Raw genomic sequence first — 25,969 nt, 5'->3', positions numbered from 1 at the left:
CCGCGCTCGCAACACCACCGGTGACCGGTGCCGCACTTCTGTTCAGAAGATTCCGCTCGCGTCTGGTTAAAGTTTGCGTTCACTCGGGCCGATAACCGAGGCTAATCGCTAGCGCGACGTCGGACTCGCCTGGCGCCCGCTGCCGATTGCACAGGGCTGGGGGCGTGCGCATGCGATGGATCAAATGGCTGGGTGTCGTGTCGGTGCTGGCGGCCTGTGCCGGCGCAGGATCGGTGTCGGCGACAGCGGTCAATGTGACCGTCGCCGATGCCGGCGGCGTGCTGGTCGATGCGGTCGTGAGCCTGGAGCCGGCGCGGCCGGCTCCGCCAGCCGCGGCCAAGACTGCGGAGATGGATCAGGTCAATTCGCAGTTCGTGCCTGCCGTGCTCGCAGTGCGCACCGGCACCCTGGTGCGCTTTCCGAACAACGATCAGATTCGCCACCAGGTGTATTCGTTCTCTCCGGCCAAGCGCTTCGAGCTGCCGCTGTTTCAAGGCACCACCGCAACGCCGGTGCGTTTCGACCAGGCGGGTCTGGTCACCATCGGCTGCAACATCCACGATTGGATGCTGGGGTACATCGTGGTGCTGGACACGCCGTATTTCGGCAAGACCGGCAGCGATGGCCGCGCCCAGCTGGAGGCGCCTGCGGGCAATTACACGCTGCGGGTCTGGCACCCGCGCATCAAGGGCGCGGCCAGCAGCGAGCCGTTGGTGATCGCACGCGAACCAGTACAGCGCCGCGTGACCCTGCAGACCACCGGCGCCGCGCCGGCCGTGGCGCCACCGGATGCGCGCGTGCGCGCCCTGCAGGACAAGTTCCGTAACGCCGACCCGAAGAAGCCGCGCCCATGAGGTCGATGCGCCTGCATACCCGCATCGCGGCCTTGCTCGTGCTGGTCGTGCTTGCCACCCAGGCGCTGACCTTCCTTGCCGTTCAGGTGGCGACCGAGCGCAGCGTCAAGGCGCAACTTGGCGAAGAGCTGGAGATCGGGCAGCGGGTCTGGCAACGCATCAACGTGCGCCGCGACGAACAGCTGCTGCAGTCGGCGTCGGTGCTGGCCGACGATTTCGGGTTTCGTGCGGCCGTTGCAAGCGGCGATGTGCCGACCATGCAGTCGGCCTTGCGTAACCACGCCGCGCGCATGTCGGCGCAAACCGCGCTCTTGCTGTCGCCCGATGGCCAATTCTTGACCGGCCTGGCCGACGTGCCGCAGGCCGAACAATTGCGTGCGGTGCAGGCCTTGCTGCAGCAAGCGCAGCGCGATGGACGCGCGGTCGGTGTGGTGGCGCTGAATCAGCACATCGTGCGGTTGGCGGTGGTGCAGGTGCTGGCGCCGAACCGGGTCGGCTGGATTGGGATCGGCAACGAATCCGGCGATGGCCTGGCGCAGGATTTCCGCACCACCACCGGGCTGGATGCGACCTTCTTTACCGATGGCCCGCCGGTGCGCGTGCTGGCCTCCACCCTGGAGCCCTCGGCGCGCGCCCAATTCGCGCAGCAGCTGCCCCTGGCCGAGAAGGTGCAGGCTGCATCGATCCCGCTGACGCTGGATGAGTCGCGTTATCTGGTCAGGCTGCAATCGATCCAGGGCGACAGCCAGGTGCGGGTGGCCTTGCAGGCATCGCTGGATCGCGCCGTGGCGCCGTACCGCATCCTCAAGCTGCGGATCCTGCTGCTGGCAGGCTTGGCCACGGTCGCTGCACTGGGCGTGGCGATTTTTCTTGCGCGCAGCGTGAGCAAACCCGTGGCGCAACTGGTGCAGGCCGCACGGCGCATTCAGCGCGGCGATTACCGCACCGCCGTGCAGGTGCCGCCGGGCCGCGAACTCGCCGAACTGGCCGACAGTTTCGGGCGCATGCAGCACCAGATCGCCAGCCGCGAACAGCACATCCTGCATCAGGCCCGCCATGACGCCCTGACCGGGTTGCCTAACCGGATCTGGTTGCTGGAACGCTTGAAGGACGTGGTGGATCAGACCGTGGCATCCGGTGGCACCGCCGCGGTGCTGATCCTGGATCTGGAGCGCTTCAAGGAACTCAACGACAGCCTGGGCCACGACTTCGCCGACCAGGTATTGGTGGAAGCCGGGCGTCGGTTGTTGGAGGTCGTGCAGGAGCCCAACCTGGTGGGCCGGCTGGGAAGCGATGAATTCATGGTGGTGGTGGCGCAAGCCGATGCGGCCAGCGTGCAGCAGGATGCGCAGCGCCTGCTGCTGCAGTTGCGCCGCCCGCTGGTGTTGCCGCAGGCGCGCATCCAGCTCGAAGCCAGCATCGGCATCGCCTTGATTCCCGAGCACGGCGCCGACCCGGACACCTTGTTGCGCCGGGCCGACATTGCACGGCGGCAGGTCGGTACGACGGCCGCCTTCGGCGCCAGCGTCTACCGCATGGGCCAGGACGAACAGCATTTGCGGCGTTTGCGCCTCACCGGCGATCTGCGTCAGGCCATCGGCGCCAACGAACTCACCTTGCGCTTCCAGCCCAAGATTTGTCTGCGCACCGATCATGTCGAACAGGTCGAAGTGCTGGTGCGCTGGCATCACCCGGTGCTAGGGCCGATCGGCCCGGACGAATTCATCCCGCTTGCCGAACACTCCGGCGTGATCCATCCGCTCACCCGCTTCGTGCTGGACCAAGCTCTGCGCTGCCAGGCGCAATGGCGCAAGCAAGGGCTGGAACTGGGCATGGCCATCAACCTGTCGGCACTGGATCTGTCCGATCCCGGATTGCCTGACTTCGTCCGCGGCTGCCTGGAGCATCATGCCGTGCCAGCGCAGTCGGTCACACTGGAATTGACCGAAAGCGCCCTGATGCGCGATGTCGAATTCGCGCTGCACATGCTGCATCAGTTGCGCAGTGTCGGCGTGCGCCTGTCCATCGACGACTTCGGTACCGGCTATTCCTCGTTGGCACAACTCAAGCGCATGCCGGTGAACGAATTGAAGATCGACAAGAGTTTCGTCATGCAGTTGGCCGAAGGCACCGACGATGCCTTCATCGTCCGCAGCACGATCGATCTGGGGCACAACCTAGGGCTGAGTGTGATTGCCGAAGGCGTCGAGAACACCGCGGCCCTCGCGTTGCTGCGCGGCTACGGCTGCGACATGGTGCAGGGCTATCTGTATTCGCCACCGCTGGAAGAAGCGCCGCTGGTGGCTTGGTGCATGCGCCAACTCGGCATGACCACGCCAGCGCATGCAGGAGTGCAGCGATGAGCGGGCATCTGCGTGTTGCGCTTGTTGCTGCTGCGGTGGCCGGCGTGTTCGCGCCGCTGCATGCCCTGGCCGGTGACGGGCGCCTGCTCGCCACCGGCGGCGTGTCGATGATCGAAGGCAGTAGCGGCGGCGGCATCGTGCCGTGGGCCACGTTGTCCGGGTACGGCACGCGCGACGAGCTTGGCACCGTCGCGTTCGCAACCCATGTCGACAGCGGCGATTACCGTCTCGACGTGCAGGGCGCCGCGCTCACGGTCGGCAATCGGCTGGAACTGTCGCTTGCCCGCCAGCGCCTGGATCTGGGCACCTTGCAGGACCGGCTCGGCTTGCCATGGAATGCGCTTGGCCAGGACGTGTTCGGTGCCAAGGTGCGCGTGGCCGGCGACCTTGTGTACGGACATGCGCCACAAGTCAGCCTGGGCGTGCAGTACAAACGCCTGCGCAACGGCACCTTGCCGTTGGCGATCGGTGCGCGCAACGATCACGGCACCGACATCTATGTCAGCGCAAGCCGCTTGTTGCTGCAGGGCGCTGCTGGATATCAGCTGCTGCTCAACGGCACCTTGCGCGCTACCCGCGCCAACCAGGCCGGCTTGCTCGGCTTCGGCGGCGATCGCCGCAACAGCTATCGCCTGGTTCCGGAAGTCAGCGCCGCCGTCGTGCTGTCGCCGTCCTGGGCAGTGGGTGTGGAATATCGCGACAAACCCAATAACCTCGGCTTTGCGCGCGAGCAAGCGTGGGCAGATGCATTCGTTGCCTGGTTCCCGAGCAAGCATGTCTCGTTGACCGCTGCATTCGCCGATCTTGGCGACATCGCCACGCTTGCCGATCAGCGCGGCCCTTATCTCTCCTTGCAGGTGGCGTTCTGATGAACCGATGGCTGCGCTGGTCGCTGCTCTGCGTGCTGGGCCTGACGAGCGCCTGCGCCAGCACGCAATCGCGGCAGACGCTGTACGACGAACTCGGCGGGCAGGCCGGCATCGAAGCGCTGGTGGAAACCATGCTCTCGCGCATCGCCGACGATCCACGCATCGTCGATAAATTCGCGCGCGTCAATATCGTCATGCTCAACGAGCGCCTGGTGCAGAAGTTCTGCCATGTCGCCGACGGCCCATGCCCGGACACCGCCAAATCGATGCAGCAGGCGCACGCGCACCTGGCCATCCGCGAAGGCGACTTCAATGCCCTGGTCGAGGATCTGAACTGGGCCATGGATCAGCGCAAGATTCCGCGTCGCACGCAAAACCGCCTGCTGGCGCGTCTGGCGGCCATGCACGGCGAGATCGTCAATCACTGATTGACACCTACCAAGCGTGGTGCTCCGTGTCGCAACGGTCAGCGATCATGGCGAATTCAACCCGGTTCACCAGGGATGTATGACTCGGGTCGGGAATGAATCGGACTTTTGACGGAGTCTGCAACGAAAGAATAAATGCTTGCCGTCAGGATCGCCGCCAACCCCAATTGGATGAAGAACGCCCTCCTGCTGATTTCTTGAAAAGCTAACGCACAATATGCCAGGCAGTAGAGGGGGAGAAAGAATCGCGTCTCGATTGCGCCAGGAATGATGGCTATGCAAGGTGCGAGCAAGGTCAGGGTGTATAGAGCCCTGGCGCTCACGGTCTGCTGGGATGGCGCGAAAAATATCGCCTTGCCCAACTGAGTGATGCCAAAGGTGACGATGATAAGGAAAAGGATCGAGCGTGGATTTTTTTCGGCGGATGGTTGTTTGGTATAGACCTCTCCATCTCTGGCGTCGAGCGCTGAGGCGGTGTGGCGCAGATAGATTTGGAAAAACGTAATTGGATGTTTCGCCATAATCGCCAACATTCGAGTGAAAGACTGGTTTTTCACAAAACCGCCATTCTTCTCCAATAATGCCGCACCGCGCTGGTTGGCGTAGAAGGTCGGGGTTGCCTTTGCGGTACCGGGGTCGATGTAGGTTTCGTACCTATCGACCACCATGCCCCAAGTCAGCTGCCTGGCAAAAAGTGATGCGCCGCGGACATCGGTCACCACGAGCGGAGACATGGTGGCATGGTGTGTGTGGTTGATTGCTATCTGCGGCAAAGCGCCGATAAGCGAGCCCGCTAAAAACGTCGCGAGCGCAAAAGCTCTGTGTTGAATGTCCTTGGCAAAAAACGTTGCAGAGACGATGGCGAGGGCAATGAATGAGAATAGATAAATAGTTCTGATGTTGTATGTGAGATAGCAGATTAGTCCCGCGGCAAATAGTCCGTATAACGACTTTGATCTGATCGAATTCACCGTTATGTACACGGACAGTGCCATCAATCCAAGTGATGGTGCATCGCTTAGAGGGTAGGAGATTAATCCTGGGAATACAGATGCAATAAGGGTTGATGGAATAAGTCTTCTTGCGGTAGAAAGCTTCTCGCCAAATATCGATCTGTAAAGATTTGGGAGCAATATGGAAAATGTGTAGGCATATCCGATCGATTGCCCTATTTTTAGAGAAAGCAGCCCTGCGGGCTGCGATTGATCAAAGACAAGCCTGAAAGGGGTCAGTAGGAGCGGGTAGGCATAGCCCCTGATCGTTTGTGGGAAGGTGCCGTTGATGATGGCTGAGCTTAGTGCCCAGTAAGCGCCGGCATCACCCGTAAAGTCCCTGGCATCAATGATCAGTTGGGCTATGAAAAAGATCGCTGCAGCAACAATGAATGGAAGTGCCCGTGAATCATTGCGTGTGGCCGCTGGTGTATAAAGCGGTACTGTGCCGAGACTTGTCATTGCCTTGATTGTGTTCCTAATGGTGATGTCAGTAGTGGCCTCTAGGTCGCCCGCGTCGCTTGAGCGTTTCTACCCCATGAAGTATGAGTGTTCACGCCAGCGGCCGCACCCGATGCGAGCCGCGCGCCATCAGGCGTAGGGCAAACGCATGCGGCAACAGCCGCAGTGCTGCGTTGACCAGCCGATAGCGCCAGCCCGGTACCGCCAGCACCTGGCGGCGCTCCAGTGCGGCGATTCCATATTCGGCCACTGCATCGGCCTGCAGCCAGGCCCAGGCGGGCAGGGTGGACATCGCCTCGCGGGTGCCGGTCACGTCGTGGAATTCGGACCAGGCAAAGCCCGGACACAGCGCGCAGACCTTGACCGCGCAATCGGCGTTTTCCAGCGCCAGCGATTCGCTGAAGCGCAGCATGAAGCTCTTGCTGGCCGCATACAGGGTCTGCCCATCGGCGCTGGGCGTCAGTGCGGCGAACGAGGCCACGTTGAGAATGCGGCCCTGGCCGCTGGCACGGATCATCGGCAGCAGTCGCCAGGTCAGTTCGCACACCGCGCCCACCATCACCTGCAGGAAGCGCGCATGCGTGGCCCAGTCGTGATGCAGGTAGCGGCCCGGCACGCCGTAACCGGCGTTGTTGACCAGCGTGCCCACGGTCCAGCCGTTGCGCTGGATCTGCGTTGCCAGCGCCTCGGCCGCGGCAGGGTCGGCCAGATCGGCCGGCAGCACTTCCACCCGAACCGTGCTGCGCAATTCCTCGGCCAATGCCTGCAGCCGGTCCACCCGTCGTGCGGTCAGGATCAACGGCACGCCGCGCCTGGCGTATGCGCGCGCAATCTCGCGGCCAATGCCGCTGGAGGCGCCGGTGATCAAGGCGAAGACAGGCGAAACGGACATGGCAGGTTCCTGTAAGGGGAGGGGAAGGACATCTGGCGGACAGAAGTGTGCCGGTTGCTGCCAGGCCTTGGGCTATTCTGTCGCCTGTCTTCAACTCAGGAACCTGCGCCTGATGCGTCGAAAGATCGTTGCCGGAAATTGGAAGCTGCATGGCAGCCGCGCCTTCGCCACCGAACTGGTGGCCAAGGTGGCCGCGCACATGCCCCTGGAGGGTGTCGAAGTCGTCATCCTGCCGCCACTGCCTTACCTCGGCGACCTGATCGAGGATTTCGAGGCCCATCACCTGTCGTTCGGAGCCCAGGACGTCAGCAGTAATGAGAAGGGCGCCTACACCGGCGAGGTCTCGGCCTCCATGCTGGTCGATGTCGGTGCCGGCTACGGGCTGGTCGGCCACTCCGAGCGCCGCCAGTATCACCATGAGAGCAGCGAGCTGGTGGCACGCAAGTTTGCCGCCGCCATCCATGCTGGACTGATTCCAGTGCTGTGCGTGGGCGAATCGCTGGAACAGCGTGAAGCCGGTCAGACCGAGGCAATCCTACGTGCCCAGCTCGACCCGGTCCTGGCGCTGGTCGGCAGCGCCGGTTTCGCAGGCGCGGTGCTGGCCTACGAACCGATCTGGGCCATTGGCACCGGCCGCACTGCGACCCCGGAGCAGGCGCAGGCCGTACACGCCTTCCTGCGTGGCGAAGTCGCGAAGGCGGATGCTAGAATCGCCGATTCGCTGCCCATCCTGTACGGGGGCAGTGTCAAGCCCGACAACGCCGGCGAGCTGTTCGCGCAGCCTGACGTCGATGGCGGGCTAGTCGGAGGCGCGTCACTGGTCGCCGAAGATTTCCTGGCCATCGCACGCGCGGCGGCCGCGTGCTAACCCATTAAGTTTTGTCCGGGGACGGATTTCGAAATGCTGATGTTGATCCTCAATGTGGTCTACGTGCTGGTCGCCCTGGCGATGATTGCGCTGATCCTGATGCAGCGTGGCGCAGGTGCGGCGGCCGGCTCCGGCTTCGGCGCCGGCGCGTCCGGCACCGTGTTCGGTTCGCAGGGTGCGTCGAACTTCCTGTCCAAGTCGACCAAGTGGCTGGCGGTGGTGTTCTTCAGCATCAGCCTGTTCATGGCGTGGTACGCCACGCACGGCGCACGTCCTACGGATCAGAACCTGGGTGTGATGTCGCAGTCGGCAACCCCGGCTCCGGCCGCCGCCGGCGAGCTCACCCAGCCGTTGCCGCAGGCCCCGGCCGCAGGTGCGGTGCCGACCGCTCCGTCGCAGCCGGCTCCGGCCGCCGCCCCGGCAGTGGCGCCTGCGCAGTCCGCACCGGCGCAGCCGGCGCCTGCAGCAAGCGAAGAAAACGCTTCAGAACCAGCACAAAAACGCTGAAGCCGGTTACAATACGCTGCGCACTGGGATGCCCAGCGGCGCAACGTATGCCCAGGTGGCGGAATTGGTAGACGCACTACCTTGAGGTGGTAGCGACTTAGGTCGTAGGGGTTCGAGTCCCCTCTTGGGCACCATTGTTTGGCTGCAGTTCCTGCGCATCGCTTGTCGCGCGCGGGGTCTGCCTATACCCCATGCCGGCACGCGGCGCGTGCGGGCAGAGGCAAGAGAGAATCGCTGTGCTGGCCGAATATTTGCCGAGTCTGCTGTTTCTGATCGTCGCCACCGGTATCGGCATCGTGCTGATGTTGGTCGGTCGATTCCTCGGTCCGCGTAGCCCGGACCCGCGCAAGCTCTCGCCTTACGAGTGCGGCTTCGAAGCCTTCGAAGACGCGCGCATGAAGTTCGATGTGCGCTACTACCTGATCGCGATCCAGTTCATCGTGTTCGATCTGGAAATCATCTTCATCGTGCCGTGGACGCAGGTGTTCATGGAGATCGGCGCACGTTCGCTGGTCACCATGGGTCTGTTCGTCGGCATGTTGTTCCTCGGCTTTATCTACGTGTGGAAGAAGGGAGCGCTGGAATGGGAGTGATTCAGACCCTGGATAGTCTGATGACCAACCCGATGCCGGAAGGCCGGGTGGAAGACATCCTGCGCCCGGAAGGCGAAAACCCGTTGCTCGAAAAGGGCTACGTGACCACCAGCGTCGATGCGCTGCTGAACTGGGCGCGTACCGGCTCGATGTGGCCGATGACCTTCGGTTTGGCGTGCTGTGCGGTCGAGATGATGCACGCGGGCGCCTCGCGCCTGGATCTGGACCGCTACGGCGTGGTGTTCCGCCCGTCGCCGCGCCAGTCCGACGTGATGATCGTGGCCGGTACCCTGGTCAACAAGATGGCCCCGGCGCTGCGCAAGGTCTACGACCAGATGCCCGATCCGAAGTGGGTCATCTCGATGGGCAGCTGCGCCAACGGCGGCGGCTACTATCACTATTCGTATTCGGTGGTGCGCGGTTGCGACCGCATCGTGCCGGTGGACATCTACGTCCCGGGCTGCCCGCCGACCGCCGAGGCGCTGGTCTACGGCATCTTGCAGCTGCAGAAGAAGATCTGGCGTACCCAGACGATCGCGCGCTGACACCCGTCTTCTTCTACCGAGAGCAGCCAAGCCCCCATGGCAGAGCAAGCATCCTCCTTCACTGACCGACTTGCGGCACGTTTCGCCGGTGCGCAGATTGCCGTGGCATTGCCGCGCGGCGAAGTGACGCTGGAAGTCGCGGCCGTCGATTGGCACGCCACCTGTCTTGCACTGCGTGACGAGCTCGGTTTCGAACAGCTCAGCGACCTGTGTGGCGTCGATTACCTGGGCTACGGCAGCGACGAGTGGGACACCGCCGACGTGTCGTCGCAGGGCTTCAGTCGCGGCGTCGAAGGCAAGGCCGTCGGCCGTTTCGCCTGGGGCGAATTCCCCAGCCAGGAAAGCTCTTCCGGCGCGCAGCCGCAGCAGCTGCCCAAGCAACGTTTTGCGGTGGTCGCACAGCTGATTTCCTACCAGCACAACCAGCGTCTGCGCGTGCGTTGCTACGCACCGGACGAGCAGGTGCCGGTGGTGGCGTCGTTGACCGATATCTGGCCGGGCGTGAACTGGTTCGAGCGCGAGGCGTTCGACCTGTTCGGCATCGTGTTCGATGGGCACCCGGACCTTCGCCGCATCCTGACCGACTACGGATTCGTCGGCCACCCGTTCCGCAAGGACTTTCCGCTGATCGGCAACGTCGAAGTGCGTTACGACGAGGAGCGCAAGCGCGTGGTGTACGAGCCGGTGACCTCGGTCGAGCCGCGCGTCGGCGTGCCGCGCGTCATTCGCGACGATGCCCGTTATGAGACTGCCGCTGGTGAAGTGGGCAAGTCGGAGACTGCCAAGTGAGTGAGTTCCGCCAGGCAACCGATGCCTTCGCGAGCAATCCTGTCGAAAGCAAGCAGGAAATCCGCAATTACACGATGAACTTCGGCCCGCAGCATCCTGCGGCGCACGGCGTGTTGCGCCTGATCCTGGAAATGGATGGCGAGACCGTGGTGCGTGCCGATCCGCATATCGGCCTGCTGCACCGTGGCACCGAGAAGCTGGCCGAGTCCAAGCCGTTCAACCAGTCGGTTCCGTACATGGATCGTCTGGATTACGTCTCGATGATGTGCAACGAGCACGCCTATGTGCGCGCGATCGAATCCCTGATGGGGATCGAAGCACCCGAGCGTGCGCAGTACATCCGCACCATGTTCGACGAGATCACCCGCATCAAGAACCATTTGATGTGGGTCGGTTCCAATGCGCTCGATCTGGGTGCGATGGCGGTGATGCTGTATGCATTCCGCGAGCGCGAAGAACTGATGGACGTCTACGAGGCGGTCAGTGGCGCGCGCATGCACGCGGCCTACTACCGTCCCGGCGGCGTCTACCGCGATCTACCCGATCGCATGCCGCAGTACAAGGAGTCGCGTTGGCACAAGGGCGGGGCGCTGAAGAAGCGCAATGCCGGTCGCGAAGGCACCATGCTGGACTTCCTCGAGGAGTTCACCAATACCTTCCCGGCACGCGTGGACGAGTACGAGACCCTGCTGACCGATAACCGCATCTGGAAGCAGCGTACCGTCGACGTCGGCATCATCAGCCCGGATCTGGCACGCGCCTGGGGTATGACCGGTCCGATGTTGCGTGGCTCGGGCATCGAGTGGGATCTGCGCAAGAAGCAGCCCTACGCCAAGTACGACGCGGTGGATTTCGATATCCCGGTCGGCACCAACGGCGACTGCTATGACCGCTACCTGGTGCGCGTGGCCGAGATGCGCGAATCCAACCGCATCATCAAACAGTGCGTGAAGTGGCTGAAGGCCAACCCAGGCCCGGTCATGGTCACCAATTTCAAGGTCGCTCCGCCCAGCCGCGAAGGCATGAAGGACGACATGGAAGCACTGATCCATCACTTCAAGCTGTTCAGTGAAGGCTATTGCGTGCCGGCCGGCGAAACCTATAGCGCGGTGGAAGCACCCAAGGGCGAGTTCGGTTGCTACTTGATGTCCGACGGCGCCAACAAGCCGTTCCGCGTGCATCTGCGCGCGCCGGGTTTTGCGCATCTGTCGTCGATGGACGCGGTGGTGCGTGGCTATTTGTTGGCCGACGTCGTGGCGATGATCGGTACTTACGATTTAGTTTTCGGTGAGGTTGACCGATGAAGGCGACGGGTAATTTCGAAGCGGCGCGCGACGTCGATCCGCAGGTGGTGCTGAGCGACAAGACGCGCGCGCACATCGATCACTGGCTGACCAAGTTCCCGCCGGACCGCAAGCGTTCGGCGGTGCTGCAGGGTCTGCACGCCGCGCAAGAGCAGAACCAGGGCTGGCTGACCGACGAATTGATCGTGGGCGTAGCCAAGTACCTGGAGCTGCCGCCGGTATGGGCTTATGAGGTCGCCAGCTTTTACTCGATGTTCGAGACCGAACGCGTCGGCCGCCATAACGTGGCGTTCTGCACCAATATCAGCTGCTGGCTCAATGGCGCCGAGGATCTGCTGGCCCACGCGGAAAAGAAGCTGGGTTGCAAGCTGGGGCAGTCGACGGCCGATGGTCGCGTCTACCTCAAGCGCGAAGAAGAGTGCCTGGCTGCCTGCTCCGCGGCGCCGATGATGGTCATCAATGGCCACTATCACGAGCATCTGACGAAAGAAAAGGTCGACGCGCTGCTGGACGGGCTGGAGTAAGACATGGCACATCATCACGCACCCTCAGGCCCGGTCGGTCCGGCGCCGCAGCCGCATCAGGTCGTCTACACGACCCTGCACTACGACACTCCGTGGTCGTATGAGAGCTATCTGAAAACCGGTGGCTACGCCGCGCTGCGCAAGATCCTCGAAGAGAAGATCCCGCCGGCCGATGTTATCGAAATGGTCAAGGCGTCGAACCTGCGCGGCCGTGGTGGTGCGGGCTTTCCGACCGGGTTGAAATGGTCGTTCATGCCCAAGGGCACGATGCAGAAGTACATCCTGTGCAATTCGGACGAATCCGAGCCGGGCACCTGCAAAGACCGCGACATCCTGCGCTACAACCCGCATTCGGTGGTGGAGGGCATGGCGATCGCCTGCTACGCCACCGGCTCGACGGTGGGCTACAACTACCTGCGTGGCGAATTCCACCACGAGCCGTTCGAAAACTTCGAGCTGGCGCTGGCCGATGCCTACGCCAACGGTTGGTTGGGCAAGAACATTCTCGGCAGCGGCGTGGATATCGACATCTACGGTGCGCTGGGCGCTGGTGCGTACATCTGCGGCGAAGAAACCGCATTGATGGAATCGCTGGAAGGCAAGAAGGGCCAGCCGCGCTACAAGCCGCCGTTCCCCGCGAATTTCGGCCTGTACGGCAAGCCGACCACCATCAACAACACCGAGACCTATGCGTCGGTGCCGGCGATCATTCGCAACGGCCCGGAGTGGTTCCTCGGTTTGAGCAAGACCAAGAACGGCGGCCCGAAGATCTTCTCGGTGTCCGGTTGCGTGCAGAAGGGCGGCAATTTCGAGGTGCCGCTCGGCACCACCTTCGACGAACTGCTGGAAATGGCCGGCGGGCTGCGCCCGGGTCGCAAGCTCAAGGGCGTGGTGCCTGGCGGCGTGTCGATGCCGGTGCTGAAGGCCGACCAGGTGGCTGGCCTGCAGATGGACTACGACACCTTGCGTGCGCTCGGCACCGGTCTGGGTTCGGGTGCCATCGTGGTGCTGGACGACAGCGTCTGCTGCGTGCGTTTCGCCTGCCGCATCTCGCAGTTCTTTCACAAGGAATCCTGCGGCCAGTGCACCCCGTGCCGCGAGGGCACCGGCTGGATGCATCGCGTGCTGGAGCGCATCGTCGCCGGCAAGGCCACGATGGAAGACCTGCATCAGCTGCGCACCGTCGCTGGCCAGATCGAAGGCCATACCATCTGTGCGTTCGGCGAAGCGGCGGCATGGCCGATTCAAGGCTTCCTGCGCCAGTTCTGGGACGAGTTCGAGTACTACATCGTCAACGGTCGTTCGATCGTCGATACGCAAGTCGGAGTGGCTGCATGAGCGCCCAACCAGTGAACCCGAACGTGCCACCGGACCATGTGACCGTCGAGATCGACGGCCAGAGTCTGGTCGTGCCGAAGGGCTCGATGATCATCCAGGCGGCCGACAAGGCCGGCATCCCGATCCCGCGCTTCTGCTACCACGAGAAGCTGCCGATCGCGGCCAACTGCCGCATGTGCCTGGTCGATGTCGAAAAGTCGCCCAAGCCGTCGCCTGCCTGCGCCACGCCGGTGATGGATGGCATGAAGGTCACCACGCGTAGCGAAAAGGCTTTGAAGTACCAGCGCAGCGTGATGGAATTCCTGCTGATCAACCACCCGCTGGACTGCCCGATCTGCGATCAGGGCGGCGAGTGCGAACTGCAGGACGTTTCGCTCGGTTATGGCCGTTCGGTCAGCCGCTTCAACGAGCGCAAGCGGGTAGTGCCGGACGAGGACATCGGTCCGCTGGTCGCCACCGAGATGACCCGCTGCATCCAGTGCACCCGTTGCGTGCGTTTCACCGCAGATATTGCCGGCACCTACGAGCTGGGCGGCATGTATCGCGGCGAGAACCTGCAGATCGGCACCTACGACGGCAAGCCGCTGACCACCGAGATCTCCGGCAACGTCATCGACGTCTGCCCGGTGGGCGCGCTGACCAACAAGGTGTTTCAGTTCCGCGCGCGTCCGTGGGAACTGATGGCGCGCGAATCGCTGGGTTACCACGATGCGATGGGGTCGAACCTGTTCCTGCATGTGCGTCGTGGCGAAGTGCTGCGCACCGTGCCGCGTGAGAACGAGGCAGTCAACGAATGCTGGCTCTCCGACCGCGACCGTTATTCGCATCAGGGCCTGTATGCCGAAGACCGTGCGGTCAAGCCGCTGAAGAAGGTCAACGGGCAGTGGACTGAAGTGAGCTGGGCCGAAGGTCTGGCCGCCGCCACGCAGATCCTGCGCGAAAACGCCGGCGATCAGCTCGGGGTGTTGGTGCATCCGTCCACGTCCAACGAAGAAGGCGCATTGCTCGCGCGTCTGGCCGAAGGTCTGGGCAGCGGCAACCTGGACCACCGTTTGCTCAACCGTGATTTCTCCGACGCTGCGGTAGCCGAAGCGTTTGCCACGCCGCTGGCGGAGATCGAACAGGCTGACGTGGTGGTGTTGTTCGGCACCAATGTGCGGCATGAGCTGCCGTTGCTGCACGCACGTCTGCGCAAGGCGCATTTCCAGAACCGTACGCAGATTCACTCGGTCAACCCGGTCGACTTCGATTTCGCCTTCACCCAGGCCAGCCGCACCGTGGTGGCCCCGTCGCAGTTGGCGGGTGCACTGAGCGATGCGACGCTGCGCGATGCGGTCAAGGCTGCAAGCCGCGCCGTGATCGTGGTCGGTGCGTTGGCCGAAAATCATCCGCAGGCTGCCGCGTTGCGTGCCGCCGCACGCGACTTCGCTGCCGCAACCGGCGCATCGTTGTGCCGCATCCCGCAAGGCGCCAATGCCGTGGGTCTGGTGGCGCAGGGCGTGCTGCCGACCGCGCGCGATGTCGCCGCCATGCTGGCCCAGCCGCGTCAGGCGTACGTGCTGTACGGCATCGAGCCAGGCCTGGATTTTGCCGACGCCGCCGCTGCACGCAGCGCGCTGGCAGGCGCCAAGGTGGTTGCCTTCAGCCAGTTCGCCTGTGCGTCGACGCGCGATGTGGCCGATGTGATTCTGCCGATCGGTGCGTTGCCGGAAATCGATGCATCGCTGACCAATCTCGATGGCCGCGTGCAGACTGCACGTGCTGCTGGCCGCCTACCGGTCGAAGCGCGCGAGGGCTGGCGCGTGCTGCGTGCACTTGGCGGTGAACTGGGTCTGCCCGGTTTCGAATTCATCGACCTGGTCGGCCTGCGCGCCGGCATGCAGAACCGCAACGTGACGCCAACGGCGTCGGCGCAGCCAGCGGCCGCCAGCAACGGGCTGGAAGTCGCTGCAACTGCGGCGATCTACCGCACCGATGCGGTGGTGCGTCGGGCCGCTGCGCTGCAGTCGCATCCGCTCAACATCGCGCCGTGCGTGGCGATGCATCCGGAGCAGGCGACGCAGTTGCAGGTCCAGGCTGGTCAGATGGTCAAGGTCGGTACCGATGCCGGTAAGGCAACGTTGCCGGTGGTGCTGGACAAGCGCGTCGCACCGGGCACGGTGTGGATCGAATCCGGCCATGGCGCAACCGCGCCGCTCGGTGCCGGTCGTGTAACGGTGGTGGCTGCATGAACGAATTGTTGTTGAACCTGGTCGACCCGTTGCACCAGTGGTTCCTGGGGCTGGGCGATGGCGGCGTGGTGCTGTGGTCGGTATTGAAGATCCTGCTGATCGCCGTGCCGGTGATCGTGGCGGTGGCGTTCTACGTGGTCTGGGAGCGCAAGCTGATCGGCTGGATGCACGTGCGCCATGGGCCCATGTACGTGGGTATGGGCATCTTCCAGGCCTTCGCCGACGTCTTCAAACTCCTGTTCAAGGAAATCGTGCAGCCAACCAGCTCGCACAAGGCGATGTTCGTCATCGCACCGCTGCTGACACTGGCGCCGGCCTTCGCCGCATGGTCGGTGGTGCCGTTCGATGCGAAGCTGGTGTTGTCCAATGCCAACGTCGGCCTGCTGTATCTGCTGGCGATGACCTCGCTGGGCGTGTACGGCATCATCCTGGCCGGCTGGGCATCGAACTCGAAATACGCCTTCCTGGGCGCGATGCGTTCGGCCGCGCAGGTGGTCAGCTACGAAATCGCGATGGGCTTTGCGCTGGTCGGTGTGATGATTGCCTCCGGCAGTGTCAACCTGAGCCAGATCGTGTTCGCGCAGGCCGGCAACTCCGGTTTCTTTGACTGGTTCCTGATTCCGCTGTTCCCGTTGTTCATCGTGTACTGGGTTTCTGGCGTCGCCGAAACCAACCGCGCGCCGTTCGACGTGGTGGAAGGCGAATCGGAAATCGTCGCCGGTCACATGGTGGAATATTCCGGCGGTGCGTTCGCCCTGTTCTTCCTGGCCGAATACGCCAACATGATCCTGGTCAGCTTCCTGATCTCGATCTTCTTCCTCGGCGGTTGGTTGAGCCCGATCCAGGGCTGGGTCAATGCGGACGTTTCGCCGTGGATCGACTGGTTGTGGAAGGGCGGCTGGCCGTGGCTGCTGATGAAGGTGTTCTTCTTCGCCAGCGCCTATATCTGGTTCCGCGCCAGCTTCCCGCGTTACCGCTACGACCAGATCATGCGTCTGGGCTGGAAAGTCTTCATTCCGCTCACGATCGTGTGGATCGCAGTGACGGCGTTGATGGTGTTTTACGGCGTGATCCAGAAGGGCGTGTAATTGATGAACAAGATCACCCATTACTTCAAGAGCTTGCTGCTGCTCGAGCTGCTCGGCGGCTTGTGGCTGACGTTGAAATACACGTTCAAGCCCAAGTACACCGTGCTGTATCCGATGGAGAAGTTCCCGCAGTCGCCGCGCTTTCGCGGCCTGCATGCGCTGCGCCGTTATCCCAACGGCGAAGAGCGTTGCATCGCCTGCAAGCTGTGCGAAGCAGTCTGCCCGGCGTTGGCGATCACCATCGACTCGGCCAAGCGCGAAGACGGCACCCGCCGCACCACGCGCTACGACATCGACCTGTTCAAGTGCATCTTCTGCGGCTTCTGCGAAGAAAGCTGCCCGGTGGACTCGATCGTCGAAACGCACATCCTCGAGTACCACTTCGAGAAGCGTGGCGAAAACATTGTCAACAAGCCGCAGCTGCTGGCGATCGGAGACCGGTTAGAGACCGAGATCGCCGAGCGTCGCGCTGCCGATGCCGCCTTCCGTTGAGGTCATGATGGACTGGGTCACTCTTGCTTTCTACGCCTTCTCCGCCGTCGCGGTCGTGTCCGCCGGTGCGGTGATCAGCGTGCGCAACCCGGTATACGCCGTGTTGTGCCTGATCCTCACGTTCTTCTCGATGGCATGCATCTGGCTGTTGGTCGGGGCTGAATTCCTCGGCGTGACGCTGGTGCTGGTCTATGTCGGCGCGGTGATGGTGCTGTTCCTCTTCGTGGTGATGATGCTGGACATCGATACCAGCCGCCTGCGCGAGGGATGGGTCAAGTACATGCCGCTCGGCGTCATCGTGGCGGTGGCCATGCTCGCGCAGATGGTCACGTTGATCGGTGTCAAGGCGCGCAGCGCCACGCCGTTCCCGGCAGACAACGCAGCTGCGCAAGCGGCTGACAGTTCCAACCTGACCTGGTTGGCCAAGAGCCTGTACACCGAATTTCTGCTGCCTTTCGAATTTGCCGCGGTGATCCTGACGGTGGCGGTGGTGGCTGCAGTGATGCTGACCCTTCGTAAGCGCACTGGCATTAAGTTGCAGAATGCCGGCGAGCAGTCCCGGGTCAAGGCGGGCGACCGTCTGCGCATGGTCAAAATGGCGGTTGAAAAGCCGGTACAGGTTGCGCCGCAAATCGACGCGGCCGACGGACAGGAGGCGAAGTCTTGATTACCTTGGGCCACCTGCTTGGACTGGGCGCGGTGCTGTTCTGCATCTCGCTGGCCGGCATCTTCCTCAACCGCAAGAACGTCATCGTGCTGCTGATGTCGATCGAGTTGATGTTGCTGTCGGTCAACGTCAACTTCATCGCGTTCTCGCGCGAGCTTGGCGATACCGCCGGTCAGTTGTTCGTGTTCTTCATTCTGACGGTTGCCGCTGCGGAGGCTGCAATCGGCCTTGCGATCCTGGTGACTCTGTTCCGCACGCGCCGCACGATCAATGTGGCCGAAGTCGATACGTTGAAGGGCTGACCTGTAGATGGAAATCACTCTCTCCAAGAGTCTGTTGATCGCAGTGGTGCTTGCACCGCTGGTCGGCAGCATCATCGCCGGCCTGTTCGGGCGCCAGGTCGGGCGCAAGGGCGCGCAGTACGTCACCATCCTCGGTGTTGCGGTCAGCTGCGTGCTGTCGTGCCTGACGCTGTATCAGCTGGTGGAGCAGGGCGCCAGCCCGTTCAACCAGAACCTCTACACATTCTTTGATGTCGGCAACTACTCGGCACATGTCGGCTTCATGGTCGACCGCCTGACTGCGATGATGATGGTGGTGGTGACCTTCGTGTCGCTGTTGGTGCACATCTACACCATCGGCTACATGGAAGAGGACCCGGGTTACCAGCGCTTCTTCAGCTACATCTCGTTGTTCACCTTCTCCATGCTTACGCTGGTGATGAGCAACAACTTCCTGCAGCTGTTCTTCGGCTGGGAAGCGGTGGGCCTGGTGTCGTACCTGCTGATCGGTTTCTGGTTCAAGCGCCCGACTGCCGTGTTCGCCAACATGAAGGCGTTCCTGGTCAACCGCGTCGGCGACTTTGGCTTCATCCTCGGTATCGCCGGCGTCCTGTTGTGGTTCGGCTCGTTGGATTACTCCACCGTGTTCGCCAACGCGACCACCATGGCCGGCGCCAAGGTGCAGCTGTTCGCGGGCCACGAATGGAGCGTGATGACGCTGATCTGCATCTGCCTGTTCATTGGTGCGATGGGCAAGTCGGCCCAGGTGCCGTTGCACGTGTGGCTGCCGGACTCGATGGAAGGCCCCACACCGATCTCGGCGCTGATCCACGCCGCAACGATGGTGACCGCCGGCATCTTCATGGTGGCGCGTATGTCGCCGCTGTTCGAGCTGTCGGAAACAGCGCTGAACTTCATCCTGTTCATCGGTGCGACCACGGCCTTCTTCACCGGCCTGATCGGTATCGTGCAGAACGACATCAAGCGCGTGGTGGCGTATTCCACGCTGTCGCAGCTGGGTTACATGACCGTGGCATTGGGCGTGTCGGCCTATTCGGCAGCCGTGTTCCACCTGATGACCCACGCCTTCTTCAAGGCGCTGCTGTTCCTGGCGGCCGGCTCGGTGATCATCGGCATGCACCACGAGCAGGACATGCGCAAGATGGGTGGCCTGCGCAAGTACATGAAGGTGACCTACTGGACCAGCGTGATCGGTACATTGGCCTTGGTTGGTACGCCGTTCTTCTCCGGCTTCTACTCGAAGGACACCATTATCGAGGCGGCCGCGCATCATGCGCATGAGTCGCATGGCTGGATTGCAACCTATGGCTACTGGGCTGTGCTTGGCGGCGTATTGGTGACCAGTTTCTACAGCTTCCGTCTGCTGTTCCTGACCTTCCACGGCAAGGAGCGGTTCCGCGACGCCCATGCGCACGACGCGCATTCGCATCACGACAGCGCGCATACCGATGCCGAAGCGCAGGTTCACTCGCACGATGCGCATGCCCACGACACGCATGGCCACGACGATCACGGACATGGTCACCATGGTGCCCACGAGCCGCATGAATCCAAGTGGGTGGTAACGCTGCCGTTGGTCTTGTTAGCAATCCCCTCGATCGCGATCGGCTTCTTCACGATCGGTCCGATGTTGTTCGGGACCGACTGGCAGGGCCACCATGCAGCACACGCTATGCAAGGCCAGGCAGTTTCGTTCTTCACTGGCATCGTCGATTTCTACGATCCGGCACGCGATACCGTTGGTGCATTGGCCGAAGAGTTCCACGGCCCGGTTGCATTCGCACTGCACGGCATGATGGCCGCTCCGTTCTTCCTGACGGTTGCCGGCCTGTTGTTGGCGGCACTGTTCTATCTCTGGAAGCCTGAGTGGGCAGCTAGCTCACGTAAGAAGCTGTCGTGGCTGGTGTGGATACTTGAGAATAAGTACGGCGCCGACAAGCTCTGGATCAATGGCTTCGCCGGTGGCGGCGTTGTGCTTGGCAAGGCGTCACGTGCAGTCGATACCCATGTGGTCGACGGCGCTGTCGTCAACGGTTCTGCCCGACTGATCGACCTGGCTGCAAATCTGCTGCGTCGCACGCAATCCGGTTTCCTCTATCACTACGCCTTCGCAATGATCATCGGTTTGATCGCCTTGTTGGCGGTACTGATGCATTTCTGGCGTTGACCTGTACGGAATAAGAAAACGTGTCGAACTGGCCTTTACTGTCTATCTTGATCTGGCTGCCGATTATCGGTGGCGCCCTGATCCTTGCGTTGCGCAACGCCGAGACTGCCCGCTGGGCGTCCCTGGCGGTAGCGGTGGCGACCTTTGCGCTGAGTCTGCCGCTGCTGGGCTACGACACTGCCAATGACGCCATGCAGTTCATCGAACTGCATGCCTGGATCCCGGCATACAACATCGGCTACAACCTGGGCGTGGATGGCATCGCGGTCGCGTTGATCGTTCTGACCACGCTGGTGACGGTGCTGGCCCTGATCGGAGCCTGGCGCTCGATCGACAAGCGCGTCAATCAGTACGTCGCTGCCTTCCTGATCCTGGAAGGCGTCACGGTCGGCATCTTCGCCGCCACCGACGCGATGTTGTTCTACGTATTCTTCGAAGCCATGCTGATCCCGATGTTCCTGATCATCGGCGTCTGGGGCGGCCCGCGGCGCATCTACGCGGCGATGAAGTTCTTCCTCTATACCTTCCTCGGCTCGGTGCTGATGTTGGTGGGCCTGGTGTATCTGTATCTGAAGGGCGGCAGCTTCCAGCTCGCCGACCTGTATGCGCTGCAGCTGACCGCCAAGGAACAGACCTGGATCTTCTTCGCATTCCTGATCGCCTTTGCGGTCAAGGTGCCGATGTTCCCGGTGCACACCTGGTTGCCGGACGCGCACGTCGAGGCGCCGACCGCCGGTTCGGTGATCCTGGCGGCGATTGCGTTGAAGATCGGCGGCTACGGCTTCCTGCGCTTCAACCTGCCGATCGTGCCCGACGCGAGCCATGAGTTCGCCTGGCTGGTCATCACGCTGTCGCTGATTGCGGTGATCTATGTCGGCTTGGTGGCCTTGGTGCAGGACGACATGAAGAAGCTGGTGGCGTATTCGTCCATCGCGCACATGGGTTTCGTCACGCTCGGTACCTTTATCGCCTTCACCCTGGTACGCGAGTACGGCAGCACTGACGCTGCGCGTCTGGGCCTGCAGGGCGCGATGGTGCAGATGATCTCGCACGGTTTCGTGTCCGGCGCGATGTTCTCGTGCATCGGCGTGCTCTACGACCGCATGCATACCCGTCGCATCGCCGATTACGGCGGCGTGGTCAACGTGATGCCCTGGTTCGCCACCTTCTCCATGTTGTTCTTCATGGCGAATGCCGGCCTGCCGGGAACCAGTGGTTTCGTCGGCGAGTTCATGGTCATCCTGGCCAGCTTCCAGAAACATCCGTTGGTTGCCTTTGGCGCCGCCACCACGCTGGTGATCACCGCTGCGTACACGCTGTGGCTGTACAAGCGCGTGTTCTTCGGCGAAGTGGCCAACGCACACGTGGCCGAGCTGAAAGACATCAATGGCCGCGAAGCATTCGTGCTGGGGGTGTTCGCCGCTGGCGTGCTGGCCCTTGGCCTGTACCCGAAGCCGCTGACCGATCTGATGGAACCGTCGATCGCCAAGCTGGCGACCCAGATTGCCGCGACCAAGCTCTGACCGCTTGCCGTACGTTTTGATTTCCAGGATTTAATGATGACCACGCCAACGCTCGCGCCGTTGACCACCGCTGACCTAGCTCCGCTCGTACCGGAGCTGGTGCTGATCGGCGGCGCCTTCGCACTGCTGATGCTCGACCTGTTCGTGAGCCAGCGGAACAAGGTCTGGACCCACCTGTTCTCCGTTGCCGTGCTTGCCGTGGTGCTCGTGTTGCTTGCAACCGGCACGGGCGGGCAGGGCGATATCTTCAATGGCATGTTCGTGCGCGACACGGCAGCCGATGTCATGAAGACCGTGATCGTGCTGGTCAGCGGGTTGAGCCTGGTGTATGGCTGGACCTACCTGCGCGAGCGTAATCTCTACCAGGGCGAAATCCCGGTGCTTGTGTTGTTCGCCACTGCCGGCATGATGCTGCTGGCGTCGGCCGGTAGCCTGTTGATGGTCTATCTGGGCCTGGAGCTGCTGGCGCTGTGCTCCTACGCACTGGTCGCCTCCAACCGCGACAATGGCCTGGCCACCGAAGCGGCGATGAAGTATTTCGTGCTCGGGTCGCTGGCGTCGGGTCTGCTGCTATACGGCATGTCGCTGGTCTACGGCGCCACCGGTACGCTCAGCCTGGCCGGCATCCACGATGCGATCGAAGGCTCGAACGAACGCACGTTGCTGCTGACCGGCACCATCTTCATGATCGCTGGCGTCGCCTTCAAGCTGGGAGCTGCACCCTTCCACATGTGGCTGCCCGACGTGTATCAGGGTGCGCCTGCGCCGATTGCATTGTTCATCAGCTCGGCGCCCAAGCTTGCGGCGTTCGGTATGGCCTATCGCCTGCTGGAAGTCGGTATGGGCCCGTTGTCGCCGCAGTGGCATCTGCTGATCGGCGGCTTGTCGGCGGTTTCGCTGGTGGTCGGTAACCTGATGGCGATTGCGCAGAGCAACCTCAAGCGCATGCTCGCATACTCGACGGTCTCGCATATCGGCTTCCTGCTGATGGGCGTGGCGGGCGGCGGGGAAGAGGGCTATGCGGCTGCGATGTTCTACGCGGTCAGCTACACCATCATGTCCACCGCTTCGTTCGGCGCCATCATCGCGCTGTCGCGCAACGGGTTCGAAGCGGAAAACATCGACGACTTCAAGGGACTCAACGCGCGCAATCCGTGGATGGCTGGTCTGGTGCTGTGCATCATGGCATCGCTTGCAGGTATCCCGCCGTTCCTCGGTTTCTGGACCAAGCTGGCGGTGCTGGGCGCGGCAGTGAAGGGCGACATGCTGTGGCTGGCGTTGGTCGGTGTGATCTGCGCAGTGATCGGTGCGTACTACTACCTGCGCGTCATCAAGGTCATGTACTTCGACGAGCCGGTAGGCGAGCCGTTGCCGGCCAATAACGATCGCGTGCTCGGCACCGTGCTCGGCGTCAATGCGCTGGCCCTGCTTGCACTTGGTCTGGCCTGGAGTCCGATCATGGTGTGGTGCCAGCGCGCATTCGCCGGCCTCGCCTAAGACCGCTGCGCCAGCGTTAGGTTTTGCGGCGTCGCATCCTGCATGTGGCGTCGCACTGAAATAAAACCGCGCTTACTGTTTCGTTTTTGTTGCATTGCGGGTATTATTCGCCGCGACGTTGAACAGCCGCCACGCTGTCCAACAGATGAAAAACTAGGGCTTGCAATTGCCGCTCAAGTTCTTCATAATTCCGCTTCTGCTGCGGGGTGGAGCAGTCTGGCAGCTCGTCGGGCTCATAACCCGAAGGTCGCAGGTTCAAATCCTGCCCCCGCTACCAAGTTTCGAATTGTTGCTTCATCGCAGTAATTCAGCTTCTTGGATCGTAAGGACGCATGTTCCCGTCTTTACGCCGACCCTGAGAGGTCGGGTTTTTTTCACGCAAGGGGCCCATCGGGCCCCTTGTTTTTTCCGGAACCGGAAAGTTTGCTGCCGGTTGCCGGGGTTCTACTGGCAATCATCTGATCAGGGCAGTCTGTGAGCGAAAAAGCGACCGAAATCGCGAATCTGCTGAGTCCAACGGTTGAGTCCCTGGGCTTGGAACTGCTGGGCGTGGAATATCTTCCCGCTCCAGGCGGCGCCACATTGCGCCTATATATCGACGTGCCGCTGGCCGAACAGCCCGAGCGTGTCATCAATGTCGACGACTGCGAGCGCGTGAGCCGCGAAGTCTCCGCCCAGCTCGACGTCGAAGACCCGATCAGCGGTAACTACACGTTGGAAGTGTCATCGCCGGGTGTGGATCGTCCGCTGTTCACGCTGGAACAGTTCGCGCGCCACACCGGTGAGTCGGCAAAGATCGTCTTGAAGCTGGCGCAGGATGGTCGGCGCCGCTTCCAGGGCGAGATCCTGCGCATCGATGCCGAGGCAGAGGCGGTGGTGTTCGCTGTCGATGGCAAGGACGTGCAGATCGGCTACGACAATATCGACAAAGCGCGCATCGTGCCGGATTGGGTTGCGCTGGGTCTGGCACCGCAGAAACCGAACAAGCCCGGCCCGAAAAAACCCGGGCACGAAAAGAAGAAACCATCCAACGAGTCGGCGGCTGGCAAGCCGCGCGCGGAGTGACGAAATGAGCAAGGAACTTTTGCTGGTAGTGGATGCGGTCGCCAATGAAAAGGGCGTGCCGCGCGAAGTGATCTTCGAAGCGATCGAGGCCGCGCTGGCTTCCGCGGCGAAGAAGCGCTATCCCGACCAGGACGTGCTGGCCCGCGTCACCATCGATCACAAGGACGGTACTTACGAAACCTACCGTCGCTGGGAAGTGGTTGCCGATGACGTGGTGATGGAATCCCCTGACCGCCAGGTGCGTCTGATGGATGCCATCGACGAAGCCGACGGCGTGGAAGTGGGCGATTACATCGAAGAACAGATCGAGAATCCCGACTTCGGCCGTATCGCCGCGCAGGCTGCCAAGCAGGTGATCGTGCAGCGTGTGCGCGAGGCCGAGCGTCAGCAGGTGGTGGATGCGTGGAAGGATCGTGTGGGTGAGTTGATCACCGGCGTGGTCAAGCGCGCGGAGCGCGGCAATATTTTTGTCGATCTTGGCGGCAACGCCGAAGCCTTCATTCCGAAAGACAAGGGCATTCCGCGCGACGTGCTGCGTCCCGGCGACCGCGTGCGCGGTTACCTGGCCGAGGTGCGTTCCGAGCCACGCGGCCCGCAGCTGTTCATCAGCCGTGCCGCACCTGAATTCATGATCGAACTGTTCAAGCTCGAAGTGCCTGAAGTCGGTCAGGGCCTGGTCGAGATCAAGGCTTGCGCACGCGATCCGGGCGACCGCGCCAAGATCGCCGTGATCGCGCACGACGCCCGCACCGATCCCATCGGCGCCTGCATCGGCATGCGCGGTTCGCGCGTGCAGGCGGTGTCCAACGAACTCAATGGCGAGCGCGTGGACATCGTGTTGTGGAACGAGAACCCGGCCAACTTCGTCATCAACGCAATGGCGCCTGCCGAAGTGCAGTCGATCATCGTCGATGAAGACAAGCACTCGATGGACCTGGCCGTGGCAGAAGACCGCCTGGCGCAGGCGATCGGCAAGGGCGGCCAGAACGTGCGTCTGGCCAGCCGCCTGACCGGTTGGCAGCTCAACGTGATGACCGCCGACCAGGTGGCCGCCAAGTCCGAGGCCGAGCAGGCCGCGGCACGCCAGCTGTTCATGGACCGCCTGGAAGTGGACGAGGAAATCTCCGCGATCCTGGTCTCCGAAGGTTTCAACACGGTCGAAGAAATCGCCTACGTGCCGGTCGGCGAGTTGCTGGCGGTAGAGGGCTTCGACGAAGACATCGTTGAAGAACTGCGTGCCCGTGCCCGCGATGCGCTGCTCAACGCCGCGCTGGCCGAGGAAGAAGGCCTGGAAGGAACTCAGCCCACCGAGGACCTGTTGGCGCTGGAGGGGATGGACGAGGAGACGGCTTTTGCGCTGGCCGAGCACGGCGTGCGTACCAGCGAGGACTTGTCCGACCTGGCCGCGGACGAGATCGTCGACTTCGGCATCGAGGGCATGACCCAGGAGCGCGCTGCGGCGCTGATCCTGGCAGCCCGCGCCGAGGAGATCGCCCGTTTGGAGCGCGGCGAATGAGCCGGCAATGAACCGCGCCCTGACCCCATCAGGGCTTAGAATCAGCGTATCCCTTGCTCTGGGCGAGGGGGCGCCAACCAGATCATAGGATCC

General features: G+C 62.5%; 24 protein-coding genes and 2 tRNA genes. 24 read left to right on the top strand and 2 right to left on the bottom strand.

All coding sequences use genetic code 11. From position 1 onward, the window contains the following. Window positions 1-170: 170 nt before the first annotated feature. From ACCQ15_RS13665 to ACCQ15_RS13650, 4 genes are read left to right on the top strand one after another with little or no spacing between them, the layout of a single operon-like run. Window positions 171-854, top strand: a complete 684-nt coding sequence (locus tag ACCQ15_RS13665; protein WP_011347946.1) for a methylamine utilization protein — start codon at window positions 171-173, stop codon at window positions 852-854. Further along, a complete protein-coding gene (locus tag ACCQ15_RS13660) occupies window positions 851-3,217 on the top strand; it encodes a putative bifunctional diguanylate cyclase/phosphodiesterase (protein ID WP_372380672.1) in 2,367 nt (788 codons plus the stop codon). The genes ACCQ15_RS13665 and ACCQ15_RS13660 overlap by 4 nt, the downstream gene beginning before the upstream one ends. Then, complete coding sequence (locus tag ACCQ15_RS13655; RefSeq protein WP_218502817.1) at window positions 3,214-4,086, top strand: DUF3034 family protein; 873 nt, start codon at window positions 3,214-3,216, stop codon at window positions 4,084-4,086. The genes ACCQ15_RS13660 and ACCQ15_RS13655 overlap by 4 nt, the downstream gene beginning before the upstream one ends. Next, window positions 4,086-4,514, top strand: a complete 429-nt coding sequence (locus ACCQ15_RS13650) for a group I truncated hemoglobin (RefSeq protein ID WP_008570964.1) — start codon at window positions 4,086-4,088, stop codon at window positions 4,512-4,514. The genes ACCQ15_RS13655 and ACCQ15_RS13650 overlap by 1 nt, the downstream gene beginning before the upstream one ends. 56 nt (window positions 4,515-4,570) lie before the next feature. On the opposite strand, the gene ACCQ15_RS13645 is transcribed toward ACCQ15_RS13650, so the two are convergent. Together ACCQ15_RS13645 and ACCQ15_RS13640 are read right to left on the bottom strand one after the other, a co-directional pair. Then, window positions 4,571-5,968: a hypothetical protein gene (locus ACCQ15_RS13645; RefSeq protein WP_218534751.1), complete on the bottom strand. Its 1,398-nt coding sequence runs from the start codon at window positions 5,966-5,968 to the stop codon at window positions 4,571-4,573. A gap of 91 nt (window positions 5,969-6,059) precedes the next feature. After that, window positions 6,060-6,860 carry an SDR family NAD(P)-dependent oxidoreductase gene (locus ACCQ15_RS13640; RefSeq protein WP_372380671.1) on the bottom strand — a complete coding sequence of 267 codons (801 nt, stop codon included), beginning with the start codon at window positions 6,858-6,860 and terminating at the stop codon, window positions 6,060-6,062. Window positions 6,861-6,972: 112 nt separating this feature from the next. On the opposite strand from ACCQ15_RS13640, the gene tpiA reads away from it, so the two are divergent. From tpiA to nusA, 20 genes are all read left to right on the top strand, one after another. After that, window positions 6,973-7,728, top strand: coding sequence for a triose-phosphate isomerase (tpiA, locus tag ACCQ15_RS13635; RefSeq protein ID WP_008570966.1), 756 nt, complete (start codon window positions 6,973-6,975; stop codon window positions 7,726-7,728). A 33-nt stretch (window positions 7,729-7,761) separates the two neighbouring features. Then, entirely contained in the window at window positions 7,762-8,235 is a 474-nt protein-coding gene (gene secG / locus ACCQ15_RS13630) for a preprotein translocase subunit SecG (RefSeq protein ID WP_014090525.1), read from the top strand. A 49-nt stretch (window positions 8,236-8,284) separates the two neighbouring features. Continuing rightward, window positions 8,285-8,369, top strand: a tRNA-Leu gene (locus ACCQ15_RS13625). 102 nt (window positions 8,370-8,471) lie between these two features. Then, window positions 8,472-8,828 carry an NADH-quinone oxidoreductase subunit A gene (locus ACCQ15_RS13620; protein WP_003485539.1) on the top strand — a complete coding sequence of 119 codons (357 nt, stop codon included), beginning with the start codon at window positions 8,472-8,474 and terminating at the stop codon, window positions 8,826-8,828. Further along, a complete protein-coding gene (locus tag ACCQ15_RS13615) occupies window positions 8,819-9,373 on the top strand; it encodes a NuoB/complex I 20 kDa subunit family protein (RefSeq protein WP_005914280.1) in 555 nt (184 codons plus the stop codon). Before ACCQ15_RS13620 ends, ACCQ15_RS13615 begins: the two co-directional genes overlap by 10 nt. 36 nt (window positions 9,374-9,409) lie before the next feature. Continuing rightward, window positions 9,410-10,162, top strand: a complete 753-nt coding sequence (locus ACCQ15_RS13610) for an NADH-quinone oxidoreductase subunit C (RefSeq protein ID WP_218490033.1) — start codon at window positions 9,410-9,412, stop codon at window positions 10,160-10,162. Next, complete coding sequence (locus ACCQ15_RS13605; RefSeq protein ID WP_008570969.1) at window positions 10,159-11,466, top strand: NADH-quinone oxidoreductase subunit D; 1,308 nt, start codon at window positions 10,159-10,161, stop codon at window positions 11,464-11,466. The genes ACCQ15_RS13610 and ACCQ15_RS13605 overlap by 4 nt, the downstream gene beginning before the upstream one ends. Then, window positions 11,463-11,990: an NADH-quinone oxidoreductase subunit NuoE gene (nuoE, locus tag ACCQ15_RS13600; RefSeq protein WP_003485548.1), complete on the top strand. Its 528-nt coding sequence runs from the start codon at window positions 11,463-11,465 to the stop codon at window positions 11,988-11,990. The genes ACCQ15_RS13605 and nuoE overlap by 4 nt, the downstream gene beginning before the upstream one ends. A 3-nt stretch (window positions 11,991-11,993) precedes the next feature. Continuing rightward, entirely contained in the window at window positions 11,994-13,328 is a 1,335-nt protein-coding gene (nuoF, locus tag ACCQ15_RS13595) for an NADH-quinone oxidoreductase subunit NuoF (RefSeq protein WP_003485551.1), read from the top strand. Continuing rightward, complete coding sequence (gene nuoG, locus ACCQ15_RS13590; RefSeq protein ID WP_372380670.1) at window positions 13,325-15,559, top strand: NADH-quinone oxidoreductase subunit NuoG; 2,235 nt, start codon at window positions 13,325-13,327, stop codon at window positions 15,557-15,559. Before nuoF ends, nuoG begins: the two co-directional genes overlap by 4 nt. Beyond that, window positions 15,556-16,647, top strand: coding sequence for an NADH-quinone oxidoreductase subunit NuoH (gene nuoH, locus ACCQ15_RS13585; RefSeq protein ID WP_008570972.1), 1,092 nt, complete (start codon window positions 15,556-15,558; stop codon window positions 16,645-16,647). Before nuoG ends, nuoH begins: the two co-directional genes overlap by 4 nt. Window positions 16,648-16,650: 3 nt before the next feature. After that, window positions 16,651-17,139 (top strand): NADH-quinone oxidoreductase subunit NuoI, encoded by a 489-nt coding sequence (nuoI, locus tag ACCQ15_RS13580; protein ID WP_003485557.1) that lies wholly within the window; start codon window positions 16,651-16,653, stop codon window positions 17,137-17,139. A 4-nt stretch (window positions 17,140-17,143) separates the two neighbouring features. Beyond that, the gene (locus ACCQ15_RS13575) at window positions 17,144-17,806 is read left to right on the top strand and encodes an NADH-quinone oxidoreductase subunit J (RefSeq protein ID WP_008570973.1); all 663 of its coding nucleotides are present in this window, start codon (window positions 17,144-17,146) and stop codon (window positions 17,804-17,806) included. Next, on the top strand, window positions 17,803-18,108 hold the full coding sequence (gene nuoK, locus ACCQ15_RS13570; protein ID WP_005914274.1) for an NADH-quinone oxidoreductase subunit NuoK: 306 nt from the start codon (window positions 17,803-17,805) through the stop codon (window positions 18,106-18,108). The genes ACCQ15_RS13575 and nuoK overlap by 4 nt, the downstream gene beginning before the upstream one ends. A gap of 7 nt (window positions 18,109-18,115) precedes the next feature. Next, on the top strand, window positions 18,116-20,275 hold the full coding sequence (nuoL, locus tag ACCQ15_RS13565) for an NADH-quinone oxidoreductase subunit L (RefSeq protein ID WP_071118441.1): 2,160 nt from the start codon (window positions 18,116-18,118) through the stop codon (window positions 20,273-20,275). A 20-nt stretch (window positions 20,276-20,295) separates the two neighbouring features. Beyond that, the gene (locus ACCQ15_RS13560) at window positions 20,296-21,798 is read left to right on the top strand and encodes an NADH-quinone oxidoreductase subunit M (RefSeq protein ID WP_014090522.1); all 1,503 of its coding nucleotides are present in this window, start codon (window positions 20,296-20,298) and stop codon (window positions 21,796-21,798) included. A 36-nt stretch (window positions 21,799-21,834) separates the two neighbouring features. After that, window positions 21,835-23,295 carry an NADH-quinone oxidoreductase subunit NuoN gene (nuoN, locus tag ACCQ15_RS13555; RefSeq protein ID WP_003485567.1) on the top strand — a complete coding sequence of 487 codons (1,461 nt, stop codon included), beginning with the start codon at window positions 21,835-21,837 and terminating at the stop codon, window positions 23,293-23,295. A gap of 200 nt (window positions 23,296-23,495) precedes the next feature. Next, a tRNA-Met gene (locus ACCQ15_RS13550) sits at window positions 23,496-23,572 on the top strand. 197 nt (window positions 23,573-23,769) lie between these two features. Further along, on the top strand, window positions 23,770-24,360 hold the full coding sequence (rimP, locus tag ACCQ15_RS13545; protein ID WP_008570977.1) for a ribosome maturation factor RimP: 591 nt from the start codon (window positions 23,770-23,772) through the stop codon (window positions 24,358-24,360). Window positions 24,361-24,364: 4 nt separating this feature from the next. After that, window positions 24,365-25,876 carry a transcription termination factor NusA gene (gene nusA / locus ACCQ15_RS13540; RefSeq protein ID WP_005914268.1) on the top strand — a complete coding sequence of 504 codons (1,512 nt, stop codon included), beginning with the start codon at window positions 24,365-24,367 and terminating at the stop codon, window positions 25,874-25,876. The last annotated feature ends 93 nt before the right edge of the window (window positions 25,877-25,969 follow it).

This window comes from Xanthomonas sp. NCPPB 1754, assembly GCF_041475725.2.
Classification (GTDB): domain Bacteria; phylum Pseudomonadota; class Gammaproteobacteria; order Xanthomonadales; family Xanthomonadaceae; genus Xanthomonas; species Xanthomonas euvesicatoria.
This window is presented reverse-complemented; position numbering and strand designations above follow the sequence as displayed.

Coding starts and splice junctions, on each gene's coding strand:
- ACCQ15_RS13655 (WP_218502817.1), top strand. CDS start 3,214: ATGAGCGGGCATCTGCGTGTTGCGCTTGTTGCTGCTGCGGTGGCCGGC.
- tpiA (WP_008570966.1), top strand. CDS start 6,973: ATGCGTCGAAAGATCGTTGCCGGAAATTGGAAGCTGCATGGCAGCCGC.
- ACCQ15_RS13665 (WP_011347946.1), top strand. CDS start 171: ATGCGATGGATCAAATGGCTGGGTGTCGTGTCGGTGCTGGCGGCCTGT.
- secG (WP_014090525.1), top strand. CDS start 7,762: ATGCTGATGTTGATCCTCAATGTGGTCTACGTGCTGGTCGCCCTGGCG.
- nuoI (WP_003485557.1), top strand. CDS start 16,651: ATGAACAAGATCACCCATTACTTCAAGAGCTTGCTGCTGCTCGAGCTG.
- ACCQ15_RS13575 (WP_008570973.1), top strand. CDS start 17,144: ATGATGGACTGGGTCACTCTTGCTTTCTACGCCTTCTCCGCCGTCGCG.
- nuoL (WP_071118441.1), top strand. CDS start 18,116: ATGGAAATCACTCTCTCCAAGAGTCTGTTGATCGCAGTGGTGCTTGCA.
- ACCQ15_RS13650 (WP_008570964.1), top strand. CDS start 4,086: ATGAACCGATGGCTGCGCTGGTCGCTGCTCTGCGTGCTGGGCCTGACG.
- nuoH (WP_008570972.1), top strand. CDS start 15,556: ATGAACGAATTGTTGTTGAACCTGGTCGACCCGTTGCACCAGTGGTTC.
- nusA (WP_005914268.1), top strand. CDS start 24,365: ATGAGCAAGGAACTTTTGCTGGTAGTGGATGCGGTCGCCAATGAAAAG.
- ACCQ15_RS13645 (WP_218534751.1), bottom strand. CDS start 5,968: ATGACAAGTCTCGGCACAGTACCGCTTTATACACCAGCGGCCACACGC.
- ACCQ15_RS13615 (WP_005914280.1), top strand. CDS start 8,819: ATGGGAGTGATTCAGACCCTGGATAGTCTGATGACCAACCCGATGCCG.
- ACCQ15_RS13660 (WP_372380672.1), top strand. CDS start 851: ATGAGGTCGATGCGCCTGCATACCCGCATCGCGGCCTTGCTCGTGCTG.
- nuoF (WP_003485551.1), top strand. CDS start 11,994: ATGGCACATCATCACGCACCCTCAGGCCCGGTCGGTCCGGCGCCGCAG.
- nuoG (WP_372380670.1), top strand. CDS start 13,325: ATGAGCGCCCAACCAGTGAACCCGAACGTGCCACCGGACCATGTGACC.
- ACCQ15_RS13640 (WP_372380671.1), bottom strand. CDS start 6,860: ATGTCCGTTTCGCCTGTCTTCGCCTTGATCACCGGCGCCTCCAGCGGC.
- nuoE (WP_003485548.1), top strand. CDS start 11,463: ATGAAGGCGACGGGTAATTTCGAAGCGGCGCGCGACGTCGATCCGCAG.
- nuoN (WP_003485567.1), top strand. CDS start 21,835: ATGACCACGCCAACGCTCGCGCCGTTGACCACCGCTGACCTAGCTCCG.
- ACCQ15_RS13610 (WP_218490033.1), top strand. CDS start 9,410: ATGGCAGAGCAAGCATCCTCCTTCACTGACCGACTTGCGGCACGTTTC.